This is a genomic window from Streptomyces sp. NPDC001787 (assembly GCF_040297465.1).
Classification (GTDB): Bacteria; Actinomycetota; Actinomycetes; order Streptomycetales; family Streptomycetaceae; genus Streptomyces.
Window position 1 is genome coordinate 48,428 of sequence record NZ_JBEOZE010000003.1, and the last position, 22,690, is coordinate 71,117.

At 73.9% G+C, this 22,690-nt stretch carries 17 protein-coding genes; 7 read left to right on the top strand and 10 right to left on the bottom strand.

Going from position 1 to position 22,690, the window contains the following annotated elements; all coding sequences use genetic code 11:
• The first annotated feature begins 99 nt into the window (after positions 1 to 99).
• The gene (locus ABT170_RS05215; protein WP_329944552.1) at positions 100 to 1,008 is read left to right on the top strand and encodes a LysR family transcriptional regulator; all 909 of its coding nucleotides are present in this window, start codon (positions 100 to 102) and stop codon (positions 1,006 to 1,008) included.
• A gap of 89 nt (positions 1,009 to 1,097) precedes the next feature.
• Entirely contained in the window at positions 1,098 to 2,243 is a 1,146-nt protein-coding gene (locus ABT170_RS05220; protein WP_351864204.1) for a hypothetical protein, read from the top strand.
• A gap of 211 nt (positions 2,244 to 2,454) precedes the next feature.
• On the opposite strand, the gene ABT170_RS05225 is transcribed toward ABT170_RS05220, so the two are convergent.
• The 3 genes from ABT170_RS05225 to ABT170_RS05235 form a co-directional block, all read right to left on the bottom strand.
• On the bottom strand, positions 2,455 to 3,951 hold the full coding sequence (locus tag ABT170_RS05225; protein ID WP_329944554.1) for a serine/threonine-protein kinase: 1,497 nt from the start codon (positions 3,949 to 3,951) through the stop codon (positions 2,455 to 2,457).
• A 109-nt stretch (positions 3,952 to 4,060) separates the two neighbouring features.
• Positions 4,061 to 5,977, bottom strand: a complete 1,917-nt coding sequence (locus ABT170_RS05230) for a P-loop ATPase, Sll1717 family (protein WP_329944555.1) — start codon at positions 5,975 to 5,977, stop codon at positions 4,061 to 4,063.
• Between the two features lie 37 nt (positions 5,978 to 6,014).
• The gene (locus ABT170_RS05235; RefSeq protein WP_351864207.1) at positions 6,015 to 9,311 is read right to left on the bottom strand and encodes a CHAT domain-containing protein; all 3,297 of its coding nucleotides are present in this window, start codon (positions 9,309 to 9,311) and stop codon (positions 6,015 to 6,017) included.
• A 60-nt stretch (positions 9,312 to 9,371) separates the two neighbouring features.
• Here ABT170_RS05235 and ABT170_RS05240 point away from each other — a divergent pair, with 60 nt between their 5' ends.
• On the top strand, positions 9,372 to 9,926 hold the full coding sequence (locus tag ABT170_RS05240) for a hypothetical protein (RefSeq protein ID WP_329944557.1): 555 nt from the start codon (positions 9,372 to 9,374) through the stop codon (positions 9,924 to 9,926).
• A 31-nt stretch (positions 9,927 to 9,957) separates the two neighbouring features.
• On the opposite strand, the gene ABT170_RS05245 is transcribed toward ABT170_RS05240, so the two are convergent.
• The 6 genes from ABT170_RS05245 to ABT170_RS05270 form a co-directional block, all read right to left on the bottom strand.
• A complete protein-coding gene (locus ABT170_RS05245; RefSeq protein ID WP_329944558.1) occupies positions 9,958 to 10,143 on the bottom strand; it encodes a hypothetical protein in 186 nt (61 codons plus the stop codon).
• Positions 10,127 to 10,789 carry a DUF6338 family protein gene (locus tag ABT170_RS05250; protein ID WP_329944559.1) on the bottom strand — a complete coding sequence of 221 codons (663 nt, stop codon included), beginning with the start codon at positions 10,787 to 10,789 and terminating at the stop codon, positions 10,127 to 10,129. The genes ABT170_RS05245 and ABT170_RS05250 overlap by 17 nt, the downstream gene beginning before the upstream one ends.
• A 138-nt stretch (positions 10,790 to 10,927) precedes the next feature.
• Positions 10,928 to 12,175 (bottom strand): sensor histidine kinase, encoded by a 1,248-nt coding sequence (locus ABT170_RS05255; protein ID WP_329944560.1) that lies wholly within the window; start codon positions 12,173 to 12,175, stop codon positions 10,928 to 10,930.
• Between the two features lie 5 nt (positions 12,176 to 12,180).
• On the bottom strand, positions 12,181 to 12,939 hold the full coding sequence (gene cseB / locus ABT170_RS05260) for a two-component system response regulator CseB (protein WP_329944561.1): 759 nt from the start codon (positions 12,937 to 12,939) through the stop codon (positions 12,181 to 12,183).
• Positions 12,940 to 13,042: 103 nt separating this feature from the next.
• The gene (locus tag ABT170_RS05265; protein WP_351864654.1) at positions 13,043 to 13,957 is read right to left on the bottom strand and encodes an endonuclease/exonuclease/phosphatase family protein; all 915 of its coding nucleotides are present in this window, start codon (positions 13,955 to 13,957) and stop codon (positions 13,043 to 13,045) included.
• 352 nt (positions 13,958 to 14,309) lie between these two features.
• On the bottom strand, positions 14,310 to 15,887 hold the full coding sequence (locus ABT170_RS05270; RefSeq protein ID WP_351864213.1) for a serine protease: 1,578 nt from the start codon (positions 15,885 to 15,887) through the stop codon (positions 14,310 to 14,312).
• A 145-nt stretch (positions 15,888 to 16,032) separates the two neighbouring features.
• Here ABT170_RS05270 and ABT170_RS05275 point away from each other — a divergent pair, with 145 nt between their 5' ends.
• Both ABT170_RS05275 and ABT170_RS05280 read left to right on the top strand, forming a co-directional pair.
• Entirely contained in the window at positions 16,033 to 16,710 is a 678-nt protein-coding gene (locus ABT170_RS05275; RefSeq protein ID WP_329944564.1) for an RNA polymerase sigma factor, read from the top strand.
• Entirely contained in the window at positions 16,707 to 17,807 is a 1,101-nt protein-coding gene (locus ABT170_RS05280; RefSeq protein WP_329944565.1) for a CU044_5270 family protein, read from the top strand. Before ABT170_RS05275 ends, ABT170_RS05280 begins: the two co-directional genes overlap by 4 nt.
• 36 nt (positions 17,808 to 17,843) lie before the next feature.
• On the opposite strand, the gene ABT170_RS05285 is transcribed toward ABT170_RS05280, so the two are convergent.
• On the bottom strand, positions 17,844 to 19,265 hold the full coding sequence (locus ABT170_RS05285) for a vanadium-dependent haloperoxidase (RefSeq protein WP_351864218.1): 1,422 nt from the start codon (positions 19,263 to 19,265) through the stop codon (positions 17,844 to 17,846).
• A 428-nt stretch (positions 19,266 to 19,693) separates the two neighbouring features.
• Here ABT170_RS05285 and ABT170_RS05290 point away from each other — a divergent pair, with 428 nt between their 5' ends.
• Both ABT170_RS05290 and ABT170_RS05295 read left to right on the top strand, forming a co-directional pair.
• Positions 19,694 to 20,317: a hypothetical protein gene (locus ABT170_RS05290; protein WP_329944567.1), complete on the top strand. Its 624-nt coding sequence runs from the start codon at positions 19,694 to 19,696 to the stop codon at positions 20,315 to 20,317.
• Positions 20,318 to 20,440: 123 nt separating this feature from the next.
• The gene (locus tag ABT170_RS05295) at positions 20,441 to 22,549 is read left to right on the top strand and encodes a flotillin family protein (protein ID WP_329944568.1); all 2,109 of its coding nucleotides are present in this window, start codon (positions 20,441 to 20,443) and stop codon (positions 22,547 to 22,549) included.
• The last annotated feature ends 141 nt before the right edge of the window (positions 22,550 to 22,690 follow it).

Below are 22,690 nucleotides of genomic sequence, written 5' to 3' on the forward strand. Positions count from 1 at the left end.
CATCGATTCATTAGCCGGACTCATGGATCGATAGACTGGAGGCGCAGGACATACCGGTCCGCCGTCCGAGGGATCCGAGGGATCCGAGGGAGGAGAACCGTGGGCACTCCGGAGACCCGCGAGCTGGAGGCGTTCCTCGCCCTCGCCGAAGAGCTCCACTTCGGCCGGGCCGGGGAGCGCCTCTACGTATCGCAGAGCCGCGTGAGCCAACTGCTGCGCACCCTGGAGAACAGGGTCGGCGCCCGGCTCGTGGAACGCACCAGCCGTCGCGTACGGCTCACCCCTCTCGGCGAGCAGCTGTACGCGGGCCTGCGCCCCGCCTTCGACGCCATCACCAGCACGCTCGACGACGTCCGCGCGACGGCCGCGGGCGCCGGCGGGCTCCTGCGCATCGGTTTCCAGGGCACGGTCAACCATGACGTGATGGCGGCCATGGCGCTGTTCCAGAAGGAACACCCCGACTGTGCAACCGAGTTGGTGGAGATCGCCTTCTCCGACCCGTTCGGTCCGCTGCTGCGGCGCGAGGTCGACACGGCGGTGGTCCTGATGCCGGTGGAGGAGAGCGAACTCGTCGTCGGACAGGTCTTCTCCGCACAACCGCAGACTCTCGCGGTCTCCCCCCGGCACCCCTTCGCGGCTCGCGACAGCCTGAGCGCCGAGGAACTCGCCGCCTGCCCGCTCATCAGCGTCCGGGGCGCGGCGCCGGAATACTGGCGCCGCGCGCAGGCCCCGGACACCACCCCCGAAGGGCTCGCCATCCCCGTCGGGCCCACGGTGGCCACGTTGCAGGAGGGCCTCGCCCTCGTGCGGGCGGACCGCGGCTGCCTGCTTCTCTGCCGCCCCACCGCCGACTACTACGGCCGCCGCGAGGTCACCTTCGTACCCGTCACCGGGCTCCCCGATTCCTACCTCGGCCTGGTCCGGCGCCGGGGCCATGAGACCGCTCGCGTGCGCGGCTTCTCGCAGGCACTCGCCACCGTCACCGGCCGCGTCCGGAACAGCCCCTGAGGGCTGTCCCGTAGCCGGGTCGCATACTCGTACGGAGATCGCGTACGGGATGACGTACGGGGACGACGTACGGGGAAACGGGGGAACAGGTGGGCAACTGGGCGCGGCAGCACCGCGGGTGGCTGTGGGGTTCGGGGTGCGCGCTGGCCGTACTGGTCATCGTCGCGTTCTCCGTCCGGGCACCGGTGAAGCAGTGGTGGCTGGCACGTGAGGCGTGCGGGGGCATGCTGACCGGCGCCGATCTGGAGACCGTGCGCGCGGGTGTCCGCCTCGGCGCGGAGCAGGAGTCCTTCGACCGGGAACTCGGCGAGTACCACTGCGTGTTGACGAGTGACCGGGGCAAGGTCGTGGTCGCCGTCGACGCCTACCCGGGCGGGCGGGGCCGGGACGAGAAGCTCTCGTACGTGGCCCGCTCCTATCCGCCGCACGCGGTGCTGCCGGGCGGGCTGCCCGGCTTCGAGACCGAGGACAGCCTCGTCCATCTGATGCCCGAGTGCCCGGACGGGCGCGAGGGAACATCCGAGGAGCACCCCCGCCTTCTGGTGGGCACCTGGACCTACTTCGCCAAGAGCCGCGCGGAGAAGGCGGCCATGCTGCGGATCGCGGTACGGATGACGAACGCGGTGACCGAGAAGCTCGGCTGCGGTGGTGAGCCGCTGCCCGCACCGGAGCACGGTGCGGTGCCGGACACGGGCGTACGGGTGCCCCTCGCCGAGGCGAAGGGCACCGCCTGCGACGCCCTCGCCACCACGCGGATACCGGCGGAGGGCCGTGGCGGAAGGGTCCGTATCGCCGTAGCCGACGGTGGAGTCGTGGGCCGGTGCACCCTGTACGCACCGGGGGCGGACGGCGGTGCCACCGCACGGAGCGACGGCGAACCGCTGGGCAGGCCCGTCGTCGAACTCACCGGCTGGCGCGGGGACTGGGGCACGGGGCTGCCCACGAGCAGCTGGGGCCCCGACCTTCCGCTGGGGAACGCGGGCGCCGCCTGGCAGCCCGCGCTGGACGAGCACCGCGCGTGGGCCGTCGCCGAGTGCGACGGTGAGCAGGCCGGCTTCGCCGCGCACTGGGGCGAGGGTTACCCCCGCCGGGCGCAGGGCGAGAAGTCCGAGCCCCCGACGGCCGCCGAGCGGAAGGAGCGGCGCGCGCAGCTCAGCGCGTATGTGACCGCGTTCGCGAAGGACCAGGTGCGGCGCGGGAACTGCACGGGGCTCCGGCTGCCGGACGGGCCGTAGAACCTGGCCGGACGGGCGTGGAAGCCCCCGCCGGACCGGCCCGCAGAGCATCCGCCGGGCCGGCCGCGGGGCCTCACCGGCCAGTGGTGGAAGCCCCCTGCCGGACACGGGTCGCAGAGCCTCACCCAACAGGGCGTGGAAGCCCCGCCGGGCCGGTCCGCAGAGCATCGCCGGGCCGGCCCGTGGACCCTGCGCCACGGGCCGTGGACCCTCACATCTGCTGCTGCGGAGGGTAGAGCTCCTCGATGCGGCGCTCCAGGGCGAGGATGCGTTGGAGCGCGCTGTCCCGGTCGGCCACGAGCTTGCTGACGCGATCGTCGACCTGGCCCCGGTCGTAGCCCCGTCGCACCAGTTCGAAGCCGAAGGGGGAGACCGTGTCCGACGCGACCGGACGGGGCGGGGCCGCGCGGTCCTTCCCGAAGGCGGCGCGTATGCGGGCGGCCTCGTCCTTGGCCCCGGCGAGCAGGCCCTCCGCCTCGGCCCGGATCCGTCCGGCCTCGATACGGGCGCGCTCCAGCGTGGCCTCCGCGTTCCAGGACGCCTCCTCCAGCCGCTGCTCCGCCCTGCGGCGGATCTGCTCGGTGTGCTCGGTGACCTCCTGCGCCTGCGCCGAGGCCGCGACCAACAGCCGTTCGGCCTCCGAGCGGCTCCGGCGCAGCTCCTCCAGAGCCTGCGCACGGGCCGACTCGGCCTGCGCACGCGCCGACTCTGCCACCGCCTCGGCCTCCTCTCGCCGGTCGGTGGTCTGCCGCAGCGTGCCCTGCCAGAGCTGCCACGACTTGTTCAGCAGCCGACCGGTGACCGAATCGGCCCGCCCCAGCTGCGCGATGCCCAGAATGTCGGCGCCGGGCATCGAGACGGCCTCGTCGACGAGCAGCGTGCTCAGGGCGTCGTGGACGGCGGCGGCGTCCGCCGGCCGGTCCTCGGGGCGCTTGGCGAGCAGTCTCAGGATGAGGTCGTTCAGCGCGGCGGGAACGCCCGCGACGAGATCGGCGGGCGGGGTCGGGGTGTCCTCCATCTGCATCCGGAGCACCGCCAGCGCGACCCGGCTGGTGAACGGCGGCCGGCCGGTCACCGCGTGGTAGAGAAGACATCCCAGGGAGTAGAGGTCGCTGCGGTGGTCGATCTCCCGTACGCCATGGGCCTGTTCCGGGGACATGTACGGCGGTGAGCCCAGCAGGGCGCCGGTGACGGTGAGTTCGTGGACACTCATGGTGTCGCCCATGAACTTCGCGACCCCGAAGTCGAGCACCTTGACCGTGCCTTCGGGCGTCAGCAGGACGTTGGCGGGCTTGATGTCCCGGTGGATGACGCCCCGGCGGTGCGCGGCGTGCAGCGCGTCGGCGATCTGCACGGCCCAGCCGACGGCGAGCGGCCACGGCGGGCCGGCCTCCTTGAGGCTCTGGCGGAGGGAGACGCCGGGGACCAGTTCCATCACGAGGTAGAGGGTCTGGCGCCCGCCCACCGGCACCTCGCCCCAGTCGTGCACGGTGACGATGTTGCGGTGGGAGAGCCGCCCCGCCAGCTGCACCTCGCGCCGGAACCTGGACTGCGTCTCGTCCTCGCCCATGCCGAACTGCGCGTGGACGAGCTTGACCGCCACCTCGCGCCGCATCCGCTCGTCCAGCGCCGACCAGACCTCCCCCATGGCGCCGGCGCCCAGCCGGTCCCCGATCCGGAACCGCTCGGCGAGCAGTGCACCCTTCACCCGTTGCCTCCCCCGTTGCCTCCCGCGCTGCCGGACGGCCGCCGCGCCGTGACGGCCGGGCCCGGAACCCGTTGACGAGTATCGCCCGTCCCCCGTGCGTCGCGGGCGGTCACGGGCCGCCCGAGTTGCCCGAGCTGCCGTACGATCCGCCCGCCAGGAGCCTCAGCCGCCGGGCCTCCTCCTCCAGGCGGTGCGCCACGCCTCCGGCGCCGCCCGCCGTGTCGTCCAGCCCGCTGGCGAGGAGCTGTACGGCGAGTGCGGTGAAGTAGTGGGCCGTGGCCAGGAGATGGTCCTCCACGTCGACCGGGGGCACGCCGCCCCCGTCCGGCGGGAAGCCGTTGGCGTCGTCGAGCACACGGCTGATCCGTTCGGTGATCTCGTCCCGGGCGTCGTGCCCCAGCGTCACCGCCCGGCCGACCTGGTTGAGCACGGAGTGGCAGGAGCGGCCGAGCTCCCCCAGCAGCCGCCGGTCCCGGTTGACGGCGGTGGTCGCCGGGCCTGCGGGGCCGACACTGCCCGAGGTGACACGGGAGCCCGTCAGGAGCGGCTCGTAGGTACGGAGGTCGATGGCGCTGGTGGCACCGAGCGCCGCCCGGAAGCAGCGGTGGACATGGAACTCCGTCTCGTGCGGCTGCGCCGGGAGGTCGTCGTCGCCCGCGAACACCACGTCGTTCCCGCGCCGCACCCCCAGGAAGCCCACCCCGTACAGGATGTCGACCACTCCGGACAGCGTCAGCGCGTCCGCGTACGCGGGAAACAGCCGGTGGAGCGTTTCGGCCGCCGCCTCGTAGCGGCTGCTGAGCGCGGCGCGGGTGACGACGTAGCCGGTGTTCTGGAAGAGCGGGAAGAGGTGTTTGAGAAAGGGGTGCGCGACCAGGTACTCCATCGCCAGGTCCTTGAGCTTCCAGGCGGAGAACTGCCGTCCCGCCTGGAGGACGTCCGCCTCCGTGATCCGGTCCCGGCCGTGGACCAGCGAGGCCGTCTCCTGGCAGAGGTTGAGGAACTGGATGGCGTCCCGGGGCCTCGGCAGACACCGGCTGAAGAGGTACCGCGCCGTGTCCTCGTCGCCCACGGTCGCCGGGAAGATCTCCCGCCACAGCTGTTCCCCGGTCAGCTCCGCGCCCGCCGAGGCCCGCGCGCGGGCCAGGGCGAGTTCCCGCAGGGCCTGCGGTGTCCAGACGATGCGCAGTTCGTCGCCGTGGAACTTGTCGCCCTCCCCGAAGGAGAGCGAGTCGTAGATGTCCGCGCGCAGGAACAGCAGGAACCGCACCGACCGGCCGTAGAGCCCGGCGGCGTGCTTCGCCGCCAGCAGCAGCCCGATCACGAGGGAGTTGCTGTCCGGCTCGGCCGACCACACCTGCTCCAGCTGGTCGACCATGAGCAGCAGGGGGCCGTGCGCGCCCTCGCAGGCCAGCTCGTCGAGCGCGGCGGCCACACCCTTCTCGACCACCTCAAGCTGCGCCGCCGCACGGGCGCCCTCCGACGGCGAGCGGGCCATGTCCATGCTCGCCTTGACGCCGAACGCCTCCAGGGACAGCGACGTCTGCAGGCCCCTGGCCCCTTGCGCCAGCCGGTCGGCCAGCCGGCCGCCGGGCAGCTCGTCGTTCTGCTTCAGGAACCGGGCCAGCGCCTTCACCGCGTCGGGCCTGCGCCCGTGCGCCTCCCTGGCATGGGTGACCAGGTGGCGTGCCGCGTGCACGGCGAACACATAACGCCAGATCAGGGCCTTGGCCGAGTCACCGGGCAGCCCCTGCAGTTCGAAGCGCCGGATCTCCTCCCCGGCCGCCTCGTCCGGAGTGATGAGGGCCTTGCCTGTGTGGTGTGCCCCGTCGGCCGCCAGTCGCATGCAGATGGCGCTCTTGCCGGAGCCCTTGCGGCCGATGATCAGCATCTTCCGCCCGCTCACCGCCGCGCGGTAGGCCGCGTTGGGCAGGAAGCCGCCGCGCAGCAACAGCCCTTCCGTCACGTCCCGTTCGGCGTCCTCGCGTCCGAAATGCAGGTCCGCGAGGACCGGCCCCTCAGTCATCCGCACTCCTTACGCACACCTGTGTCACCCGCATCTGTCAGACCCCCATGTGGAGATGGGCGGACCACAGCGTCGGGAACCTGGGGTAGCGGTCCCGCATCAGCCGCGTCGCCCGGTGGACGCACTCGCCCGCGCGCGCGGAGTCGAACCCGTCGGCCGCGAGGCCCGTATAGATGCGCTCGGCGATCCCGGCGGCGATCCGGTCGTCGACCTGCCACAGGGTGCCGACGACGTTCGGGAACCCGGCGAGCTGGAACGCGGTCGCCACATGGATCGACTCGTCCGCCAGCTCGGGCGCGGTCGCCGCGGTGCTGCACGCGGAGAGATAGGCGAACTCGGAGGATTCCAGGCGTAGTCGGGAGATGTCCAGGACGGTCAGCGGGTGGCGGGCGTGGTCGTGGACCAGCAGGTGGCTGCGGTACGGGTCGGCGGGGTCCGTACCGGCGTGGCAGGCGAAGTGCACCCAGGGGTGGGTGGGGAGGCCGGACAGCACGGACGCGCGGGTGGCGTCCCGCGCGACCAACTCGTCGACCGCGGGCAGCAGCCGGGCCAGATGCCCGTACTCGCGCTCGGCGCCCGGCAGTTCCGCCGCTCCCGGGGTGTGCGGCATGGCGATCGCCAGTACGCGCAGCGGACCGCGCGACTCCCCGGCCGCCGCCCGCTGCGCGGCGCGCAGGGAACGGGCGTGGGCCAGGGCCCGTACCGTCGGGGTGTACGAGGACACCGCCCGGTCCATGACCGTGCGCCGGGGCGCGCCCTCGGCGGGCGCCTCCAGGTGGTGGCCCGCCGCATGGAGCGGGAAGTGGGCCAGCGGACCGCAGGGGACCCACCACAGCCGGCGCGCGGCGTCCTCGTCCAGGGGCCCCGTGAAGCCGATACGGTCGAGCACCGGACCGGTGACGGTGTCCCACAGCCAGGGCAGCGTCCCGGCCGCCAGGCCGTGCTCCGCCTCCCGGCGCCCCGTGGCGTCGAGCCCGCCGATGCCGCCCAGCAGGCTCTGGAGGGCGCCGAGCCGGCTGTGGATCTCGTCGAGGTCCAGCCGGGGCAGCTCGCAGACCTGGACGCCCTCCGCGGTCACGATGAGCGCGTCGCAGCGGTGGTGGCTGACGTTGACCACGGCCACGGGGCCGTCGCAGGCCTCGGCGGTCAGCGCGGCGGCCCGGGGCGGCAGCAGGAACCGTTCCAGGCCGGGCAGGGCCCGGATGTCGGCGACCAGGGCGTCCAGCTCCCGGGCGAGGGCGCGGCGGCGGTCCGGATCGTCCTCGGCGGGTGTGCCCGCCGCGATGTCCAGGACCGCGTCGGGGGAGCCGTCACCGTCCAGCCGGGCGCAGAGGCGGTCGAAGCCGGAGGCCAGGTGCGGGGCGCGCTCGCGCAGTTCCGTGAGGTCCGTACGGGACTCCAGCACCTGGGCCAGCAGGACACCGCGGCCCACTTCGAGCAGTTCGACGGCCTGCTCCGGCCGGCCCACGGCCAGCGCGCAGGCCGCGGCGTCCCCGGCCAGCCGCCCGTACTCGGCCATCCACCGGGCCGCGTCGGCGCGCGGCAGACCGCGGGCGGCGAGGCGCGGCAGCAGCCCCACGCCCAGCGCGAGGCCGCGGGCCGCGTCCTCGTGGTCCCCTCGGCGTGCGGCGAGAGCGCCCCACTCCCGGGCGGCCGACACCCGGACCCCGGTCGGGGCGGTGCTCCTGGACGCGGCGGTCTCCAGCAGCCGCACCGCCTCCTCGACCGGACCCGCGTCGCCGGTGCGCGGGCCGTGCTCGCTCAGCACCATGGCGAGGTTGAACTCGCACTGCGACCTGTGGGCGTGGTCCTCGCCGGTCCCGGCGACCGCCGCGCGGCAGACCGAGACCGCCTCCTCCAGCGCGGCGGTGTCGCCGGTGCGGTGGTGGAGGAGACGGAGCGCGTTGCCGAGGTTGGAGAGCGCGGCGGCCCCGTGACGGCCCGTTCCGACGGCCGCCTCGGCCGCCCGGCGTCCGGTCCCGATGGCGAGCCGCAGGGCCCCGAGGTCGTCGGTGAGCTCCGCCCTGGCCTTCAGACACACCGCGAGGTTCGCCAGGTGCATCCACCGCTCGGGATGGTCCCCCCGAGTCGCCTCCACCGCCTGCCGGCCCAGATCGACCGCTTCGTCCAGGGCCTCCGCGTCCCCGGCCCGCACGAAGCGCTCGTGCAGCTGTCCGACGAGGGCCGAGCGGTAGAGCGGGCCGTCCGGATGGCCTGGGGGCGTGTCGTGGACGACGGCCCGTACGTTCTCGATGGCCTCGTCGAGCGCGTCCAGGTCACCGGTGCGGGCCGCGAGGACCTGGAGCAGGGAGCCGAGGTTGTACTGGCTGATCTGACGGCCCGGTGTGCCGGGCAGCGCCGACCGGGCCGCGCGCCGCGCCATGGTGAGGGCCTCGTGCAGCACGGCCGTGTCCCCCGTGCTCTCGAACGCGCACCGCAGCAGGATGGAGGAGTTCACCAGGACGGCCGCCGGGGGCTCCTCGTGCTCCGCCACGGACTCCAGGGCGGCGGCGCTGACCGTGAGGGCCTCGTCCAGGACGGCGGCGTCGTCCGTGCGCTCGTACAGCATCCGCAGCGAGTCGGCGTGCCCGGTGAGGGCGAGGTAGCGCTTGTCCCCGGCCACGGCCCGGTCCTGGTGGGCGACGACCTCCCGCCCGATGGTGACGGCCTCGCGGAGGTGGTCGATGCCGCCGGTCCGCCCGGACAGGACGCGCAGCGCGTCGGCCAGGTTGTGCAGGGCCATCGTCCGGTCCCCGCTCTCCGGGGGCGCGTGCGCCGCGGCACTGCGGGCGACCGAGACCGCCTGTTCCAGCGCGGCCGTCTCACCGGTCTGCTCGAACAGGCGCTGCCACGCGATGCCGAGGACGCGCAGGCGTCCGGACAGCCGGGCGGGGTCGCCGAGCGCGTCGGCCACCGCGTTGCGGCCGGCGGCGACCGCGAGCCGGGCGGTGTGCGCGTCCGTCCCCTCCTCCAGCCGCAGGCCCAGGGCCTCCAGAAGGTCCTCCCAGGCGGGTTCGCCGCCCCGGATCATCAGATGCGCCGGGAACACCGGCACCTGGTCGGGGAGCGGCAGACCGGTCCCGGCCCGGCTCACCAGGACCAGCAGCGCCATGGCGGTCCGGATCTCGGGCAGCGACCGCTCGTCGGCGAGGGCCGTCGCACGGTGCCAGTGCAGCATCCCCGCGAGGTGACAGGTCTCGACGATGTCGTACGTCTCCGTGGTCGCGGCGAAGAGTTCCACCGCCTCGGTCAGGGCGCCCGGGTCGAGGAGACCGTAGGGCCCTCCGGAACCGGCGATCCTGGACCGCAGTGCCCTCGTCCACCGCTCCCGCATGCACGGCTCCCCTCACCGATCACCCGGCCAACAACCCCTGCACACACCTAAGCTGATCTTATGTCAGCTACCGCTTTCCTCTTTGACAGCCTTCTCGATGTCAGCGACACGCTGCTGCGCGACCACGGGATGTGCCTCCCGCCGCAGGTACACATGGTGGCCGAGGACATGGACAAGCCGTACGTGGGTTTCGTCTCCTGCCGGCCCTTCTACCGGGGCGCCGACGCCGTCACGGCGATCACGGACCTCGGGCAGTTCCCGTCGGTGCTCATGGCGACACACCTCCTCGTCGCCTGGGAGGACTGCGACATGCGCACCGCGCTGGAGCTGCCGGGCGACCACTTCGCGACCGGCATCGCCCTGCTCGACGCGGACTTCGAGCAGCACACGCTGCGCTGGCACCCGTACGACATCGAATGGGGCCCCGCCGGCGAGTCCGGCGCGCCCACCGTCATCCCGCACTGGGGCACCCCGGCCCACTACGAGAACCCGCCGCTCCTCGCCCCGTTCCAGGCCCTGCTCGACACCTGGCGCGAACTGCGGAACGACGACATCCAGCAGACGGCCGTCCGGCTCCAGCAGGCGGGCTACGAGCTGAACATGATCAAGCACTGACCGGACCCGGCCACGCGCCGGCCGGCGGGACCTACGCGTCGGAGCCCTCCGGCGCCGGCGGGTCCGGCCGCGCGGACGGGCCCGCCGCGCCGGACGGCGGAGCGGCGGGCTCCCCGGACGCATCGCCCGCCGCCTTGGGCTGATAGCCGCGCGGATCCGAACCGCCTTCGAGGAAGTCCCGCTCCCACGGCGTCAGTTCGTCATCCGGTGCCGTCATGACCGCTCCCTTCGGGGGCATTGACCAGTTCCACCACGTCAACGTCCGCCATCCGCAGATAGATCCCGTCCGTGCCCTCGACCCGTGGCCCGAACGAGCCGTCCGCCCCCATCCGGTAGGACGACTGGAGGTAGAGGTCCGCCTCGCTCGGATAGCCGGAGGCATAGGACCTCTCCCCGAACCAGCCGCCGACCCAGGTCCCGTCCTTCAGCCGCGCACGCACATAGCGCGGCCCGCTGTCGGCCCGGACACCGAAGGCGTAGTCCCACGCGCTCGGCACCGGCCGGTACACGGAACGGGCCCGCCGCCGCTCCCCGCACGACACGGCCGCCGCCGCTGCCGCCGGTACGAGCAGGAAGAGCAGCAGGGCGAACAGCCCCGCCGTCCGGGGCCGTTCGGCCACCAGACCGCTCAGCCCCGCGCGCTCCACCCTCCGCCACGCGCCGACGAGCGCGGGCCCGGCGATCACGGCGTACACACCGTTCAGCGCCACGCCCGCCGTGACGGCCCGCAGGATCCGCGTCCCGAGTTCCGCCTCGCCGGGCACCGGGCCGCGCCATCGCTCGCGCAGGAACTGATACGTCATCCCCGGCACGAGGAACAGTACGAGCCCCAGCAGTTGGTTCACCGTGGACGGTGCCTGCACATCGTCTCCTCCCCCGCGCCCGGCCGGGCCGCCCGGTGCCGGGTCGGCGCGGACTCCACCGTGGGCGGCCGGAGTCGCCGGTCCATTCTGGCCGGACGCGCGGCCAGGTGCCCGCCGGGGTGGTCGAGCCGGTCCGTCTCAGGCGGCGGGGTCCAGGTCGAGGGTGGCGACCGCGCCCCCGTCCGGGGCGTTCGCGAAGGTGAGCCGGGCCCCGAGGACCCCCGCCTGCCCCTGCGCGACGGTCAGTCCGAGACCGTGGCCGTACCCGCGTTCGCTCGCGCCGGTACGGAAGCGCTGCGGGCCCCGGTCGAGCAGCGCGGCGGGGAAACCCGGTCCGTGGTCGCGCACGACGACGCTCGCGCCGGTGACGGTGACCTCGACGGGCGCGGCACCGTGCCGGTGGGCGTTGGTGACGAGGTTGACCACGACACGCTCCACCCGGCGCGGGTCGGTCTCCACCACCCGGGCCTCCCCGGCGGTGACCCGGGTGTCCGTCGCCGTGCGGCGCACCACGTCGGCGACCAGTTCGCCCAGTGGCACCGGGTCGAGCCGGGCGCGCTCGGCACCCGCGTCGAGGCGGGAGATCTCCAGCAGGTCCTCGATCAGCCCGTGCAGCGCCCGCACCCGGTCCCGTACCAGCTCGGTCGCCTCGTCGTCCTCCGGGAGCAGTCCGGCGGCGGTGACCAGGCCCATCAGCGGGGTGCGCAGCTCGTGCGCGACATCGGCGGTGAAGCGCTGCTCGTTCTCCAGCCTGCGTTGCAGGGCCCCGGCCATCCCGTCGACGGCCGCCGACATCTCGGTGATCTCGTCACGGGTCCGTCCGGTGCGGCCGATGCGGGCGTCGAGGTCGCCGTCGGCGATCAGCCGAGCGGTGCGTGCGCCGTGCCGCAGGCGCCGGTTGACCGGTTCGGCCGCCAGGGCGGCGAGCGGGACGACGACGGCGAGGGCGGCGAGTACGGACGTGAGGATGCTGCGGTCCAGGAGCTGGAGGCCGCGCACCTCGGCGCTCATGTCCGTCCGTACGACCAGCACCTCGTCCCCGACGGCCACGGCCCCCCACATCCAGTACCAGTCGGGGTCCTCGACGTCGTACCAGATGCCGTAGGTCCCGCCCTCCCGCGCCTGAGCGGCCAGGTCCCGCGCCAGCGGCGCGGGCAGCGCGTCCGGCGCCATGAGGTCGGCGCTGGGCGGTCGCTTCCCCGTCCGGGTGTACTCCCCCTCCGCGGCGGCCAGCGCGGCCGAGACCCGTTCCCGCCCCACCCGCAGCCCCCGCTCCCGGGTCTCGTCGTGGACGAGCAGGCCGATCACGGCGGCGACCGCGCAGCAGGCGGCGGCGGTCAGCGCGGCGATCTTCCAGCGCAGGGAGAGGGGGTTGACGAAGCGCACCGCGGTCAGCCGCGGACGAGTTTGTAGCCGAAGCCGCGGACGGTCTCGATCCGGGCGCCGCCGATCTTCTTGCGCAGGCGCAGCACACACAGGTCCACGACGCGGGTGTCGCCCTCCCAGCCGTAGTCCCACACTTCGCGCAGCAGATGACGGCGGTCCAGCACCGTGCCGGGGGCGGCGGCGAACTCCAGCAGCAGACGCAGTTCGGTGGGGGCCAGCGGTACGGTCTCGCCCGCCCGGCGCACCACCATGCCGAGGGTGTCCACGCTGAGGTCGCCGAAGACCAGCAGCCCGTCGGGGACCCGGGCGCCGCCGCCCCCGGGCCGGTCCGGGCCCCCGGCGGGCGGCTCGAAGGTGGCGCGGCGCAGCAGCGCGCGGATCCGGGCGACCAGGACGGCGGTGTCGACGGGCTTGATCACATAGTCGTCGGCGCCCGCCTCCAGACCGGCGACCACGTCGAGGGCGTCGCCGCGCGCCGACATCATCAGGACCGGGACGAGGCTCGCCTCCCGGATCCGGTAGCACAGGCCGATCCCGTCGAGCTCGGGCAGCATCACATCGAGGATCAGCAGATCGTGCCCGCCCGCGCGGAAGGCCTCCAGCCCGCTGAGCCCGTCGGCGGCCACCGTGACCCGGTAGCCGTAGCGTTCCAGGGCGAGCTGGACGGCCCGGCGGATGGTGGCGTCGTCCTCGACGAGGAGCACGCTGACTGGGTCCGGGACCCGGGCTTCCGACACCGCACCTACCTGGCCGTCATGGGTCATTTGTCGCTCGCATCGTAGTCAGTCGGAGGTCCGGGGCGCGGGGTCCGGGGCGCGGGGCACGGGGCGGTGTCCGCCGCCCCCGGCCGGTGCGGGGCGCGGGGCGTCACAGGCGCAGGGAGGCCGCCACGGGGAGGTGGTCGCTGCCGGTGGCGGGCAGGTTCCAGGAGGAGACCGGCTCCATCCCCCTCACCAGGATGTCGTCGATGCGGACCACCGGGAACGCGGCGGGCCAGCTGAAGCCGAACCCGTCACCGGCCTCCCGCTGCGCGGAGCGCAGCCGCGAGGTCACCGGGGCCAGCGCCCGGTCCTGGAACGTGCCGTTGAAGTCGCCCACCACCACGACACGGGGCGAGCGTTCCGCCCGCAGCGCCGCGGCCAGCTTCCGGGCCGCCTCGTCGCGCCTGCCCGCGGTGAACCCGGCCACCGGGTGGACCCGTACCGACGCGAGATGGGCGGCGTAGACGGCGACGGATCCCTTCGGCGTCAGGGCCGTGGCCCGGATCGCGCGGGTCCACGGCATGATCGGCACCGCCGCCACGTCCTTGAGCGGGTACTTGCTCCACAGGCCGACCCCGCCGATCACCGCGTGGTGCGGGTAGCCGGGGGCCAGCTCGCGCCGGTAGACGTCCGCGGCCTCCTGCGACAGCTCCTCCAGTGCCAGCAGGTCGGCGTCCGCGGCGGCGAGGCCGCGGGCGGTCCCCACCGGGTCCGTGTTGCCCTCGTCCACGTTGTGGCTGACCACGGTCAGGTCCCCGCCGGCGGAGCCCTTGTCGGTGAGCATGCCGCCGAAGAGCGTCACCCACACCGCCGCGGGCGCGAGCACCGCCGCGGCCGCGAGCCGGGAGCGGCGGAGGGCCGCCGCCACCAGCAGGACGAGAACGCTCAGCCCGGTCCAGGGCAGCAGCGTCTGGAAGAGGCTGCCGAGATGGCCGATGGTGTTCGGGATCTGCCCGTGCAGCGCCATCAGCGCCGCGCACAGCAGCGCGGTGGCGGCGAGCAGTACGCCGTCCCGCCGGATGCCGGTGGTGCGGCGGCCGGTGGTGCGGCGGCCGGTGGTCGCGGACCCGGCATCCGCGACGGGCGCGGCATCCGCGGCGGGCGCGGGTTCCGCGGCGGGCGCGGAAGCGTCCGGAGAACTCAGCACGGCATGTGCCTCCCAACCTCTCGTACTCCGGGGGTCGGGTACGTCCCCCAGCCTCCGTGAGGCGCGCTTCCGGCCGGTCAGGGGCAGGCTTCGGGCATCGCGCGGCTGTGTATCAGGTGGGTATCGGCGTACGTCCCGCGCGGGGCGGCCCGTCCGGAGCCGGGGCCCGTCCGGAGCCGGGCGGGCCGGGGACGCCCTCCGGACGCGCCCCCGGACCGCCGGTCCCTCACGCCGTCCGGTAGGCGTCGATGATCGTCTGGGTGAGCGTGTTCCCCCGGGTATCGGTCAGCTCGGCACGCAGCGAGACGCCCTTGCCCGCACGCGGATTGCGGATCGTGACCGCGCCGCGCTCGACCGGCACCCGGGTCCAGGTGGTGCCGCCGTCCACGGAGACCGATACCGCCGGAGTGCTGACGTACCCGCCGGCCCCGGCACCCTGCACGGCGACCGGAACACGCAGGGCCGCGTTGGCCGGCGCCGTGCCGGCCGGGTCGAGCGCGGGCGAGAACCGCACGGCGCTCACCGGGACCGGGACCGGTCCGGCCGTCGTGCGCGAGGTGAACGTCCACACGGCGGTCACCCGCGTGGCGGTGCCGGGCGCGCCCTCGCGGTCCACCGTGCTGGTGAGGCGGTACGCCGCGTTCCCCGGCGGCACGGTGAACGCGGCCCTTCCGGGTGCGTCCGTCCGGGAGCCGACACGCACGCCGTTGCGGTGGAGCGTGGTGCGGGCCGATCCGTACGACGGTGCCGAGGGCACATGGCCGTCGCCGTCGGCGAGCAGCGGGACATCGACGGTGAGGCGGTCGCCCTGGCGTACGACACCGGGGCGGCCGGTGAGGTCGGGGCCGAAGACGGCGTTGTCGAAGGTGTGGGTGGTCGTGCGCCCGGCGTGTACGGCGATGCCGTCGGCGGCGTAGCGGTTCGGCCGCGCGCCGGGCGCACCCGGGGCGGTGTAGGCGAGGTCCCAGGTGCCGCGTTCCGGTGTCACGTAGTACGTGGCCGTGCCGGGGGCCGCCACCCGCCGGGAGAGCCCGACGGTCGGACCGGCGCTCGGCTGCAGGTCGAGGGAGGCGGCTCCGTCCGTATCCGGCCGGGCCGCGCCGCGCGCCCGCAGAGTGGCCAGGTCCCCCCGCGCGGGGTGCCGGGTGAGCCCGGTCAGGGCACGGGCGCCGGTGAAGGTGTAGCCGAGCGCGTAGTCGGCGGTGCCGGCGCTCCAGTACGCGTCGAACCACTGCCGGACCGAGCCGGGTTCGCCGTCGGGACCCAGGTGCGCGACGCGCAGGTCCGGCGTGGAGTTGATCAGGTTGGCGTCCCGGGTGACACCGTCGTGGGTGACCCGGACGAACATCGCGCTGTGCAGGAAGCGCGCCGAGCGGTCGGGCGGCCGTACGTCGACGGGGGCGGTGGTCCGCGCGTCGACGGTGACCGCGGTGTCGCGGTCGAGGTCCAGGCGCGGCTGCACGATCCAGTCCGTACCGTCTCCCTCCTTCCCCGTGGTCAGGGAGCTGTCCAGCAGGTACCGGCCCCGGGGCAGCCGCACGGTGGTCGTGCCGGAGGCGTCGTAGGGATGGACCGTCTCCTCGGCACCCGGACCGGAGATTCCGGTGACGTTGGTGGCGTAGTCCGCCGTTCGGGCGCCGGTGCGGTCGAGGTGGGTGATCGTGAGGGTGTACGTCGCCGGCTCCGCGGCGGACGCGGCGGCGGAGGCGGTGGCTTCCCACAGCGGGGCGGCGCCGGCGGTCAGGGCGACCGCGACGGCCAGGGTCCGCAGGGCGCCCCGGCGGGATACGGATGAACTGTTCATGCTCTGCACTGCACCGCCGGGCCCCGGAGTTCCTGTGAGCCGCGCCACACCACCGGCCGGGTCCACGACGCCAGTTCCGGCCCCTGTGGTCCACGTCACGGGAACTCCCGCAACGCGGGTGGCAGTGCAGAGTGTGGAATCACTCATGAGGAACCGTTTCCGCCGCGGGGACCGCGACGCCCTGGCAGAGCTGTACGACGAGCACGCCCAGGTGCTGTACCGCTATGCCCTGCGGGTGACCGGCGACTGGGCGGAAGCCGAGGACGTCGTCTCGGCGACCTTCCTGGAGGCATGGCGCGGACGGGAGAAACTCCGCCCCGACGGGGACGGTCTGCGCCCCTGGCTGCTGGGAATCGCCACCAACATCATGCGCCGCGGCGCACGCACACGGCGGCGCCGCGAGATGGCGCTCGCCCGCGCCCCGGAGCGCGACGCGGTCCCGGACTTCGCCGACGATCTCGTCACGCAGCTCGCCGACACCGAGCAACTGCGCGCCGCGCACGCCGCGCTCGCCCGCCTGCGGCGCCGTGACCGGGAGGTCTTCACCCTCGTGGTGTGGGCCGGTCTGGACTACGCGGCAGCCGCCGACGCGCTCGGCGTACCGGTCGGCACCGTCCGCTCACGGCTGTCCCGCGCCCGGACCCGGCTGCGTGAACTCGCCGCCGAGGAGACCCGCGCCGCCAGGTCCGGGGCCCGCGCCGCCGGACCCGGAGCCGACCGGCCGCCCGCGGCAGGGGGCAGAGCCCCCTCCGCCGCCCCCGACAGGCCCGGACCGGGCCGCTTCCCGGCCGTCCCGCCGTTGACCCAGGAGAACCTCGGATGAACACCCCCTCGCGGCCCCGTCCGGACCACCGGACCGAGGAGGCCGAACGCCTCGGCCTCACCGCCCTGCTCCCCGCGCCGCCGGTCCCCGGCCTGCGCGCCGACCGTGAACTGATGCTGAAGGAAGCCATGCTGCGCGAGACCGCCCGTACCGAAGAGTCCTCCACCGTCGCCGCCGCCCGCGCCCCGCGCCCGCGCCGGCGTACGGTCCGGTTCCTGGTACCGGCCATCGCCTGCGCGCTGGCGGTCGGCGGCGTCGTGGCGGTGAACCTCACGGACACCCCCGGGCGCGGCACCCCCGACGTCGTGAGCGCCACCCCCGCCACCCCGGAGGCGGCCCGGCTCCTCGACCGCATCGCGCTCGCCGCCGGCGGGGAGAAGCGGCAGGCCGTCGCCGACGACCGGTTCGTGTACATCGAGAGCAAGGTCGCGTACGCCGGACAGAGCGCGGGCGGCGGCCCCGTGACCCTGCCTCCCGCGCACTCCCGGCAGGTGTGGCTGTCCGCCGACGGCAGCCGCCCCGGGCTGCTGCGCGAGGAGGGCGAGCCCGACAGCCGGCTCGGCGCCGAGGCCGGCACACCGGTCTACTCCCTCGAAGGCCCCGGAGCGAAGCCCCGGCCGAGCACACTGTCCGGGAGCGGGCCGTCGGTCGGCGACCCGACCCACGCGTACGTCGCGTCGCTGCCCACCGACCCCGACGCCCTGCTGAAGCTGATCCGCGAGGAGACCGGCGGATCGGGCCAGGACCCCGACCAGCGGGCGTTCACCGCGATCGGTGACCTGCTGGCCGAGACCTGGGCGCCGCCGCGGGTCGGCGCCGCGCTCTATACGGCCGCCGGGAAGATCCCCGGGGTCACGGTGGTCGGCAGGGCCACCGACGCCGCGGGCCGCGAGGGCGTCGCCGTCGCCCGTACCTCGCACGGGCAGCAGACACAGTGGATCTTCGACCGGACCACGTACGCGTTCCTCGGTGAGCGCACCGTCCTCACCGAGGCGGGCGATGCCGGACCGGCCGGGACCGTGGTCGGCTCCTCCGCCGTCCTGACCAGGGCCGCGGTCGACCGCGCCGGTGAGACCCCGGCGCCGACGACGGCGTAGGGGCCCAGCAGCGCGGGAGGCCGGGGGCCCCGGCGGTCATGGGGCGTTCCCGGCGTCCCCGCCCGGACAGTTCGGCCGGGCGGCCGGGCCGGGGTCCGACGCCCGCGCGTCCCCCGGGTTCAGCGGCCGGAAGTAGTGGGCCAGCGCCCAGCCGCCGATACGGTCGCCGACCCGGCATCCGGTGATGTCCGAGGTACGGAAGTGGATCCCGCCGAACACACGGGCGTCGATCATGTCCTCGTTGAACTGGTCGGCGTACTCGTAGTGCCGTGTGGTGCCGGTGATCTCGGAGGGGACGTCGAGGTCGACCCGTGAGGTGCCGAGGACTCCGGTGACCGCCCGCATCACCGCGCCCGCGACCGTCGCGTGGCCGCTGACGTACTCGGGGTGCGGGGGCGTGACGAGCAGCGGCTCCCACTGCGGGTCGGCCTCCGTCGCGGGGTTGCCGTCGGTCCCGGCGAGCTGGATCGCGGTGACCGGACGCCAGAAGCCGTACTGGAGCTTGGAGTCCCACGCGGTGATGGCGGCATCGGTCGCCGCGGTGTTCGCCGCGGCGAACAGCCGCGCCGTCTCCGCGATGCCGAGGCGGTGCCGGGCGGCATGGTCGCGCAGGGCCGACTGGACCTGGACCAGCAGATTGCCCCCGAAGAAGAGGGCGGTCCCGGTCTGGTGCGCCGTTCGGCCCGAGCCGGTCTTCGCTCCCATGCTCTTCGCCTCGTTCACGTCCCGCGCGTAGCGGGCCGAGGGCAGGGCGGGCGGCGGTCCGGGGCGGAACTGGTCGGGCGAGGTGAGCAGGAGCGGCCGGAGCCTGCCGAGCCAGGTGTCGATGAAGGGCAGGCGGGCGGGTGCGGTGGGGCGCCAGACGCCGGGGGCGGGCGGCATCGTGAAGGGCACGTCCGCGAACCGGCCGTCGTCCTCGCGCAGTTCCATGAGGTGGGCGGCGGCCCGTTCCCCGAAGGCCACGCCCCGGTCCTTCGCCGGACCTGCGGGAATCCTGTCCAGGGAGGCGGCGTACGCGGTGTCGAGGCTCGCCCGCGAGGCCGGGAAGCAGGTGAGCAGGACGTGGTGCGCGGCGGTCACGGCCGCCGCTTCGGGGGACGCCCAGGCAGGGCCGCGCTCCCTCCACTTGTACGGGGCGTAGCTGCCCTCGATGCCGACCACGGCGTTGTAGACGGCGGCGGAGACGAACCCGTGCCAGAGCGCCACCTGCCCGGAGGGGCGGGTGGCGCCGAGGTTGGCGCTGATCGTCTCGGTGGCGATGGCGTTCCAGTCACGGATCGCCGCGGGGTCCGCCGCGACGGGCGGACGGTGTCCTCCGGCGGCGGCCGGACCCGCCTGCACGGGGACGGCGAGGACCGCGAGGACCGCGAGGCCGCCGATGGCGGACCGTAGCCGCGCACGGACGGAACGCGGTGCACGGGGGAAAAGGCGGGACGAAAGGAGGTGAAGTTGGCGCACGGCGCTCTCCCTTGATTCGGTAGGGCCGAAGTAGCACCGCCGGGAGCGCGGGATCAAGATCAACCGCCGTGGTCCGGACTCCATGAGCCGAACGCCGCAGCGCGTCCCTCCCCTGTCCGCGCCCCTCCCGTTCGCGCCCCTGCGCGACCGTGTGCGGCCGTTCGCACCGGTAACGCGTCCACCGGCCTCGCCGCAGGGCACCGGAACGGGGAGGAACACGGCCATTCCGCCACGGGCACGATCCGGCATTAAGGACGCGTAAAGATTGCCGGACTCCGGCAATGCGAACAATCGTGCCCCTTTGCCAGGATGGTCGCGGGGAGCGCGAGGGACAGTCCCACTGCCGGAACGCGGAAGTGGTGACCTCCCGGAGCGGGGCCGTACCGGTGTCCCCGCCGACGGGAGTCACGGACGTAGGGGGCGGAACAGTGAGCGAATTCCTTGATGCCGCGTTCGGATTTCCCGCCTCACTCTTCAGCGCCGCGCTCGTCGTGGTCGTGGCCTTCTGGCTGCTGGTCCTGTTCGGTGCCGCCGAGCACGACAGCTTCGAGGGGGACCTGCCCGGCACCGCGCTGGGCATCGCCGACGGGGTGCCGGTCACGGTCGGGGCCTCCCTGATGACCGGCATCGCCTGGTTCACCGGTCTGGCCGGGACTCTGGCCCTGCATCGCGCCGGGCTCGCCGGACCGGTCCACGCCGCCCTCGCCGCCGGGGTCCTCCTCGGCTCGCTGCTCCTGTCCTGGTGGCTCACCCGGCAGCTCGTACGACCACTGGCCAGGCTCTTCCCCGATGAACCCGGGCCGTCCCGGGAAGACTTCATCGGGCGGACCTGCACCATCCGCACGGGACGGGTGGATGGTGCGTTCGGCCAGGCGGAGGTCGCCGCGACGGACGGCTCCACCGCCCTGGTCCAGGTCCGCCGCCTCGGCGAGGACCTCGCGGCCACGCTGACGCGGGGCAGTACGGGGCTGTTGTACGCCTACGACGACGACGGCGAGTTCTTCTGGGTCGCGCCCTACGACGCGGCGCTCGATCCACGTACCGCCGCCTGAGCCTTGGCCCGGACCGCACCGGAACACCGCGGACCGCACCGGAGCACCGCGGACCGCCCGGACCCCGGCGCCTTCTCCCACTTCCGGCGACCTTCGCCGCACCTCCACCGCTAGGACTTCACCATGGATGCCATCTCCTTGGGCGTCGGCGTGCTCATCGCCGTTGTCCTGCTCATCGCCGTCGCCCTGCTCCTCGTCGTCAGCCGGCTCTTCCGGAAGGTCGAGCAGGGCAAGGCGCTGATCGTCTCCAAGATGCGGAAGGTCGACGTCACCTTCACCGGGCAGGTCGTACTGCCCGTGCTGCACAAGGCCGAGACGATGGACATCGCGGTCAAGACCATCGACATCAGCCGGACCGGACGCGACGGGCTGATCTGCCGCGACAACATCCGTGCCGACATCCGGATCTCGTTCTTCGTCCGCGTCAACAAGACCGTCGAGGACGTCATCAAGGTCGCCCAGGCCATCGGCACGGCGCGGGCGAGCGACAAGGAGACGCTCCAGGAGCTGTTCAACGCCAAGTTCTCCGAGGCGCTCAAGACCGTGGGCAAGCAGCTCGACTTCACGGATCTGTACACCAAGCGCGACGAGTTCAGGGACCGGATCATCCAGGTCATCGGCACCGATCTGAACGGCTACAGCCTGGAGGACGCGGCCATCGACTACCTGGAGCAGACACCGCTCCAGCAGCTGGACGCCACCAACATCCTGGACGCCCAGGGCATCCGCAAGATCACCGAGCTGACGGCGATCGAGCATGTGCGCACCAACGAGTTCCAGCGCACCGAGGAGAAGGAGATCACCCGGCAGAACGTCGACGCCCGGGAGGCCATCCTGGAGCTGGAGCGGCGTCAGGCCGATGCCGAGATCAAGCAGCGCCGTGAGATCGAGACCGTCCGGGCCCGCGAGGAGGCCGAGACCTCGCAGGTGCAGGAGGAGCAGCGGCTGCGGGCGCAGGCCGCCTTCCTCAAGACCGAGGAGCAGCTCGGTATCCAGCGGGAGAACCAGGCCCGTGAGGTCGCGGTCGCCGAGAAGAACCGCGAGCGGGTCATCGCCATCGAGAGCGAGCGCATCGAGAAGGACCGGCTGCTGGAGGTCATCGCCCGGGAGCGGGAGACGCAGCTGAGCCGTATCTCCGCCGAGAAGGAGGTCGAGGCGGAGCGCCGGGACATCGCCGAGGTGATCCGGGAGCGGGTCGCCGTGGACCGTACGGTCGCCGAGCAGGAGGAGTCGATCAAGAAGCTGCGGGCCGTGGAGGAGGCCGAGCGCAACCGCCAGGCGATCGTCATCGCCGCCGAGGCCGAGGCGCAGGAACTGCTGGTCAAGGACATCAAGGCGGCGGAAGCGGCGGAGCAGGCGGCCGTGCACCGGGCCGCCGAGGAGCTCACCCTCGCCGAGGCCCGGGTGAAGTCGGCCGAACTCGACGCGCGGGCCAAGCTGCGGCTGGCCGAGGGCACCCAGGCCGAGGCGGCGGCCCCCGGACTCGCCGCCATACAGGTACGCGAGAAGGAGGCCGACGTCATCGAGAAGGCGGGCCTCGCGGAGGCCGAGGCCACGTCCGCCCGGCTGCGGGCCGAGGCCGAGGGGTCCAGGCTCAAGGCGCTGGCGGTCGCCGAGGGCACACTGGCGCAGGCGGCGGCCGACGCGGCGGTCATCGGCGAGAAGCTGAAGGCCGAGGCGGCGGGGCTCACCGAGAAGGCGGCAGCGATGGCGGCGCTGGACGAGGCCTCGCGCGGTCACGAGGAGTACCGGCTGCGGCTGGACGCGGAGAAGGAGATCCGGCTGGCCGGGCTCGACACCCAGCGCCAGGTCGCCGAGGCGCAGGCCACGGTGATCGCGACCGGCCTGGAGAGCGCCGACATCAGCATCGTCGGCGGCGAGTCCGTCTTCTTCGACCGGCTCGTCTCCTCCATCTCGCTCGGCAGGAGCGTCGACGCCTTCGTCCAGAACTCCGACACCGCGCAGGCACTGGGGAAGAACTGGCTGGACGGCACGTCCGACTTCACCGAGGACATGACCCGTGTGCTCGGCTCCGTGTCCACCGCCGACGTACGGAACCTGACGGTGTCGGCCCTGCTGATGAAGCTGATGAAGTCCGGTGGCGCCCAGTCCGGGCCGCTGCGTGAGCTGCTGGAGAAGGCCGGGCAACTGGGTCTCGCCGATGTACCGCTGGCGGAGCTGGGGGTCGGCCTCAACGGGGCCGGGACCGCGGCGGGGGCCAAGGGGATCTGAGGCCGGGGGGCCGGCCCGCCCGGCCACCGCGGCCGGGGGTCCGGCCCGCACGGCCACAGCGGCCGGGCGGCCACCGCGGCCCCTCACGCCCCGTCATGTCCGGTGCGGCCGAACCTCACGGGAACCGGCCGCCCCGCCCCG

Excerpts from the sequence above, each read along its gene's own strand:
- ABT170_RS05235 (WP_351864207.1), bottom strand. The coding sequence starts at position 9,311 with ATGCGGGAGCGGTGGACGAGGGCACTGCGGTCCAGGATCGCCGGTTCC.
- ABT170_RS05245 (WP_329944558.1), bottom strand. The coding sequence starts at position 10,143 with ATGACGGCACCGGATGACGAACTGACGCCGTGGGAGCGGGACTTCCTC.
- ABT170_RS05270 (WP_351864213.1), bottom strand. The coding sequence starts at position 15,887 with ATGAACAGTTCATCCGTATCCCGCCGGGGCGCCCTGCGGACCCTGGCC.
- ABT170_RS05295 (WP_329944568.1), top strand. The coding sequence starts at position 20,441 with ATGGATGCCATCTCCTTGGGCGTCGGCGTGCTCATCGCCGTTGTCCTG.
- ABT170_RS05280 (WP_329944565.1), top strand. The coding sequence starts at position 16,707 with ATGAACACCCCCTCGCGGCCCCGTCCGGACCACCGGACCGAGGAGGCC.
- ABT170_RS05275 (WP_329944564.1), top strand. The coding sequence starts at position 16,033 with ATGAGGAACCGTTTCCGCCGCGGGGACCGCGACGCCCTGGCAGAGCTG.
- ABT170_RS05230 (WP_329944555.1), bottom strand. The coding sequence starts at position 5,977 with ATGACTGAGGGGCCGGTCCTCGCGGACCTGCATTTCGGACGCGAGGAC.
- ABT170_RS05240 (WP_329944557.1), top strand. The coding sequence starts at position 9,372 with ATGTCAGCTACCGCTTTCCTCTTTGACAGCCTTCTCGATGTCAGCGAC.
- cseB (WP_329944561.1), bottom strand. The coding sequence starts at position 12,939 with ATGACCCATGACGGCCAGGTAGGTGCGGTGTCGGAAGCCCGGGTCCCG.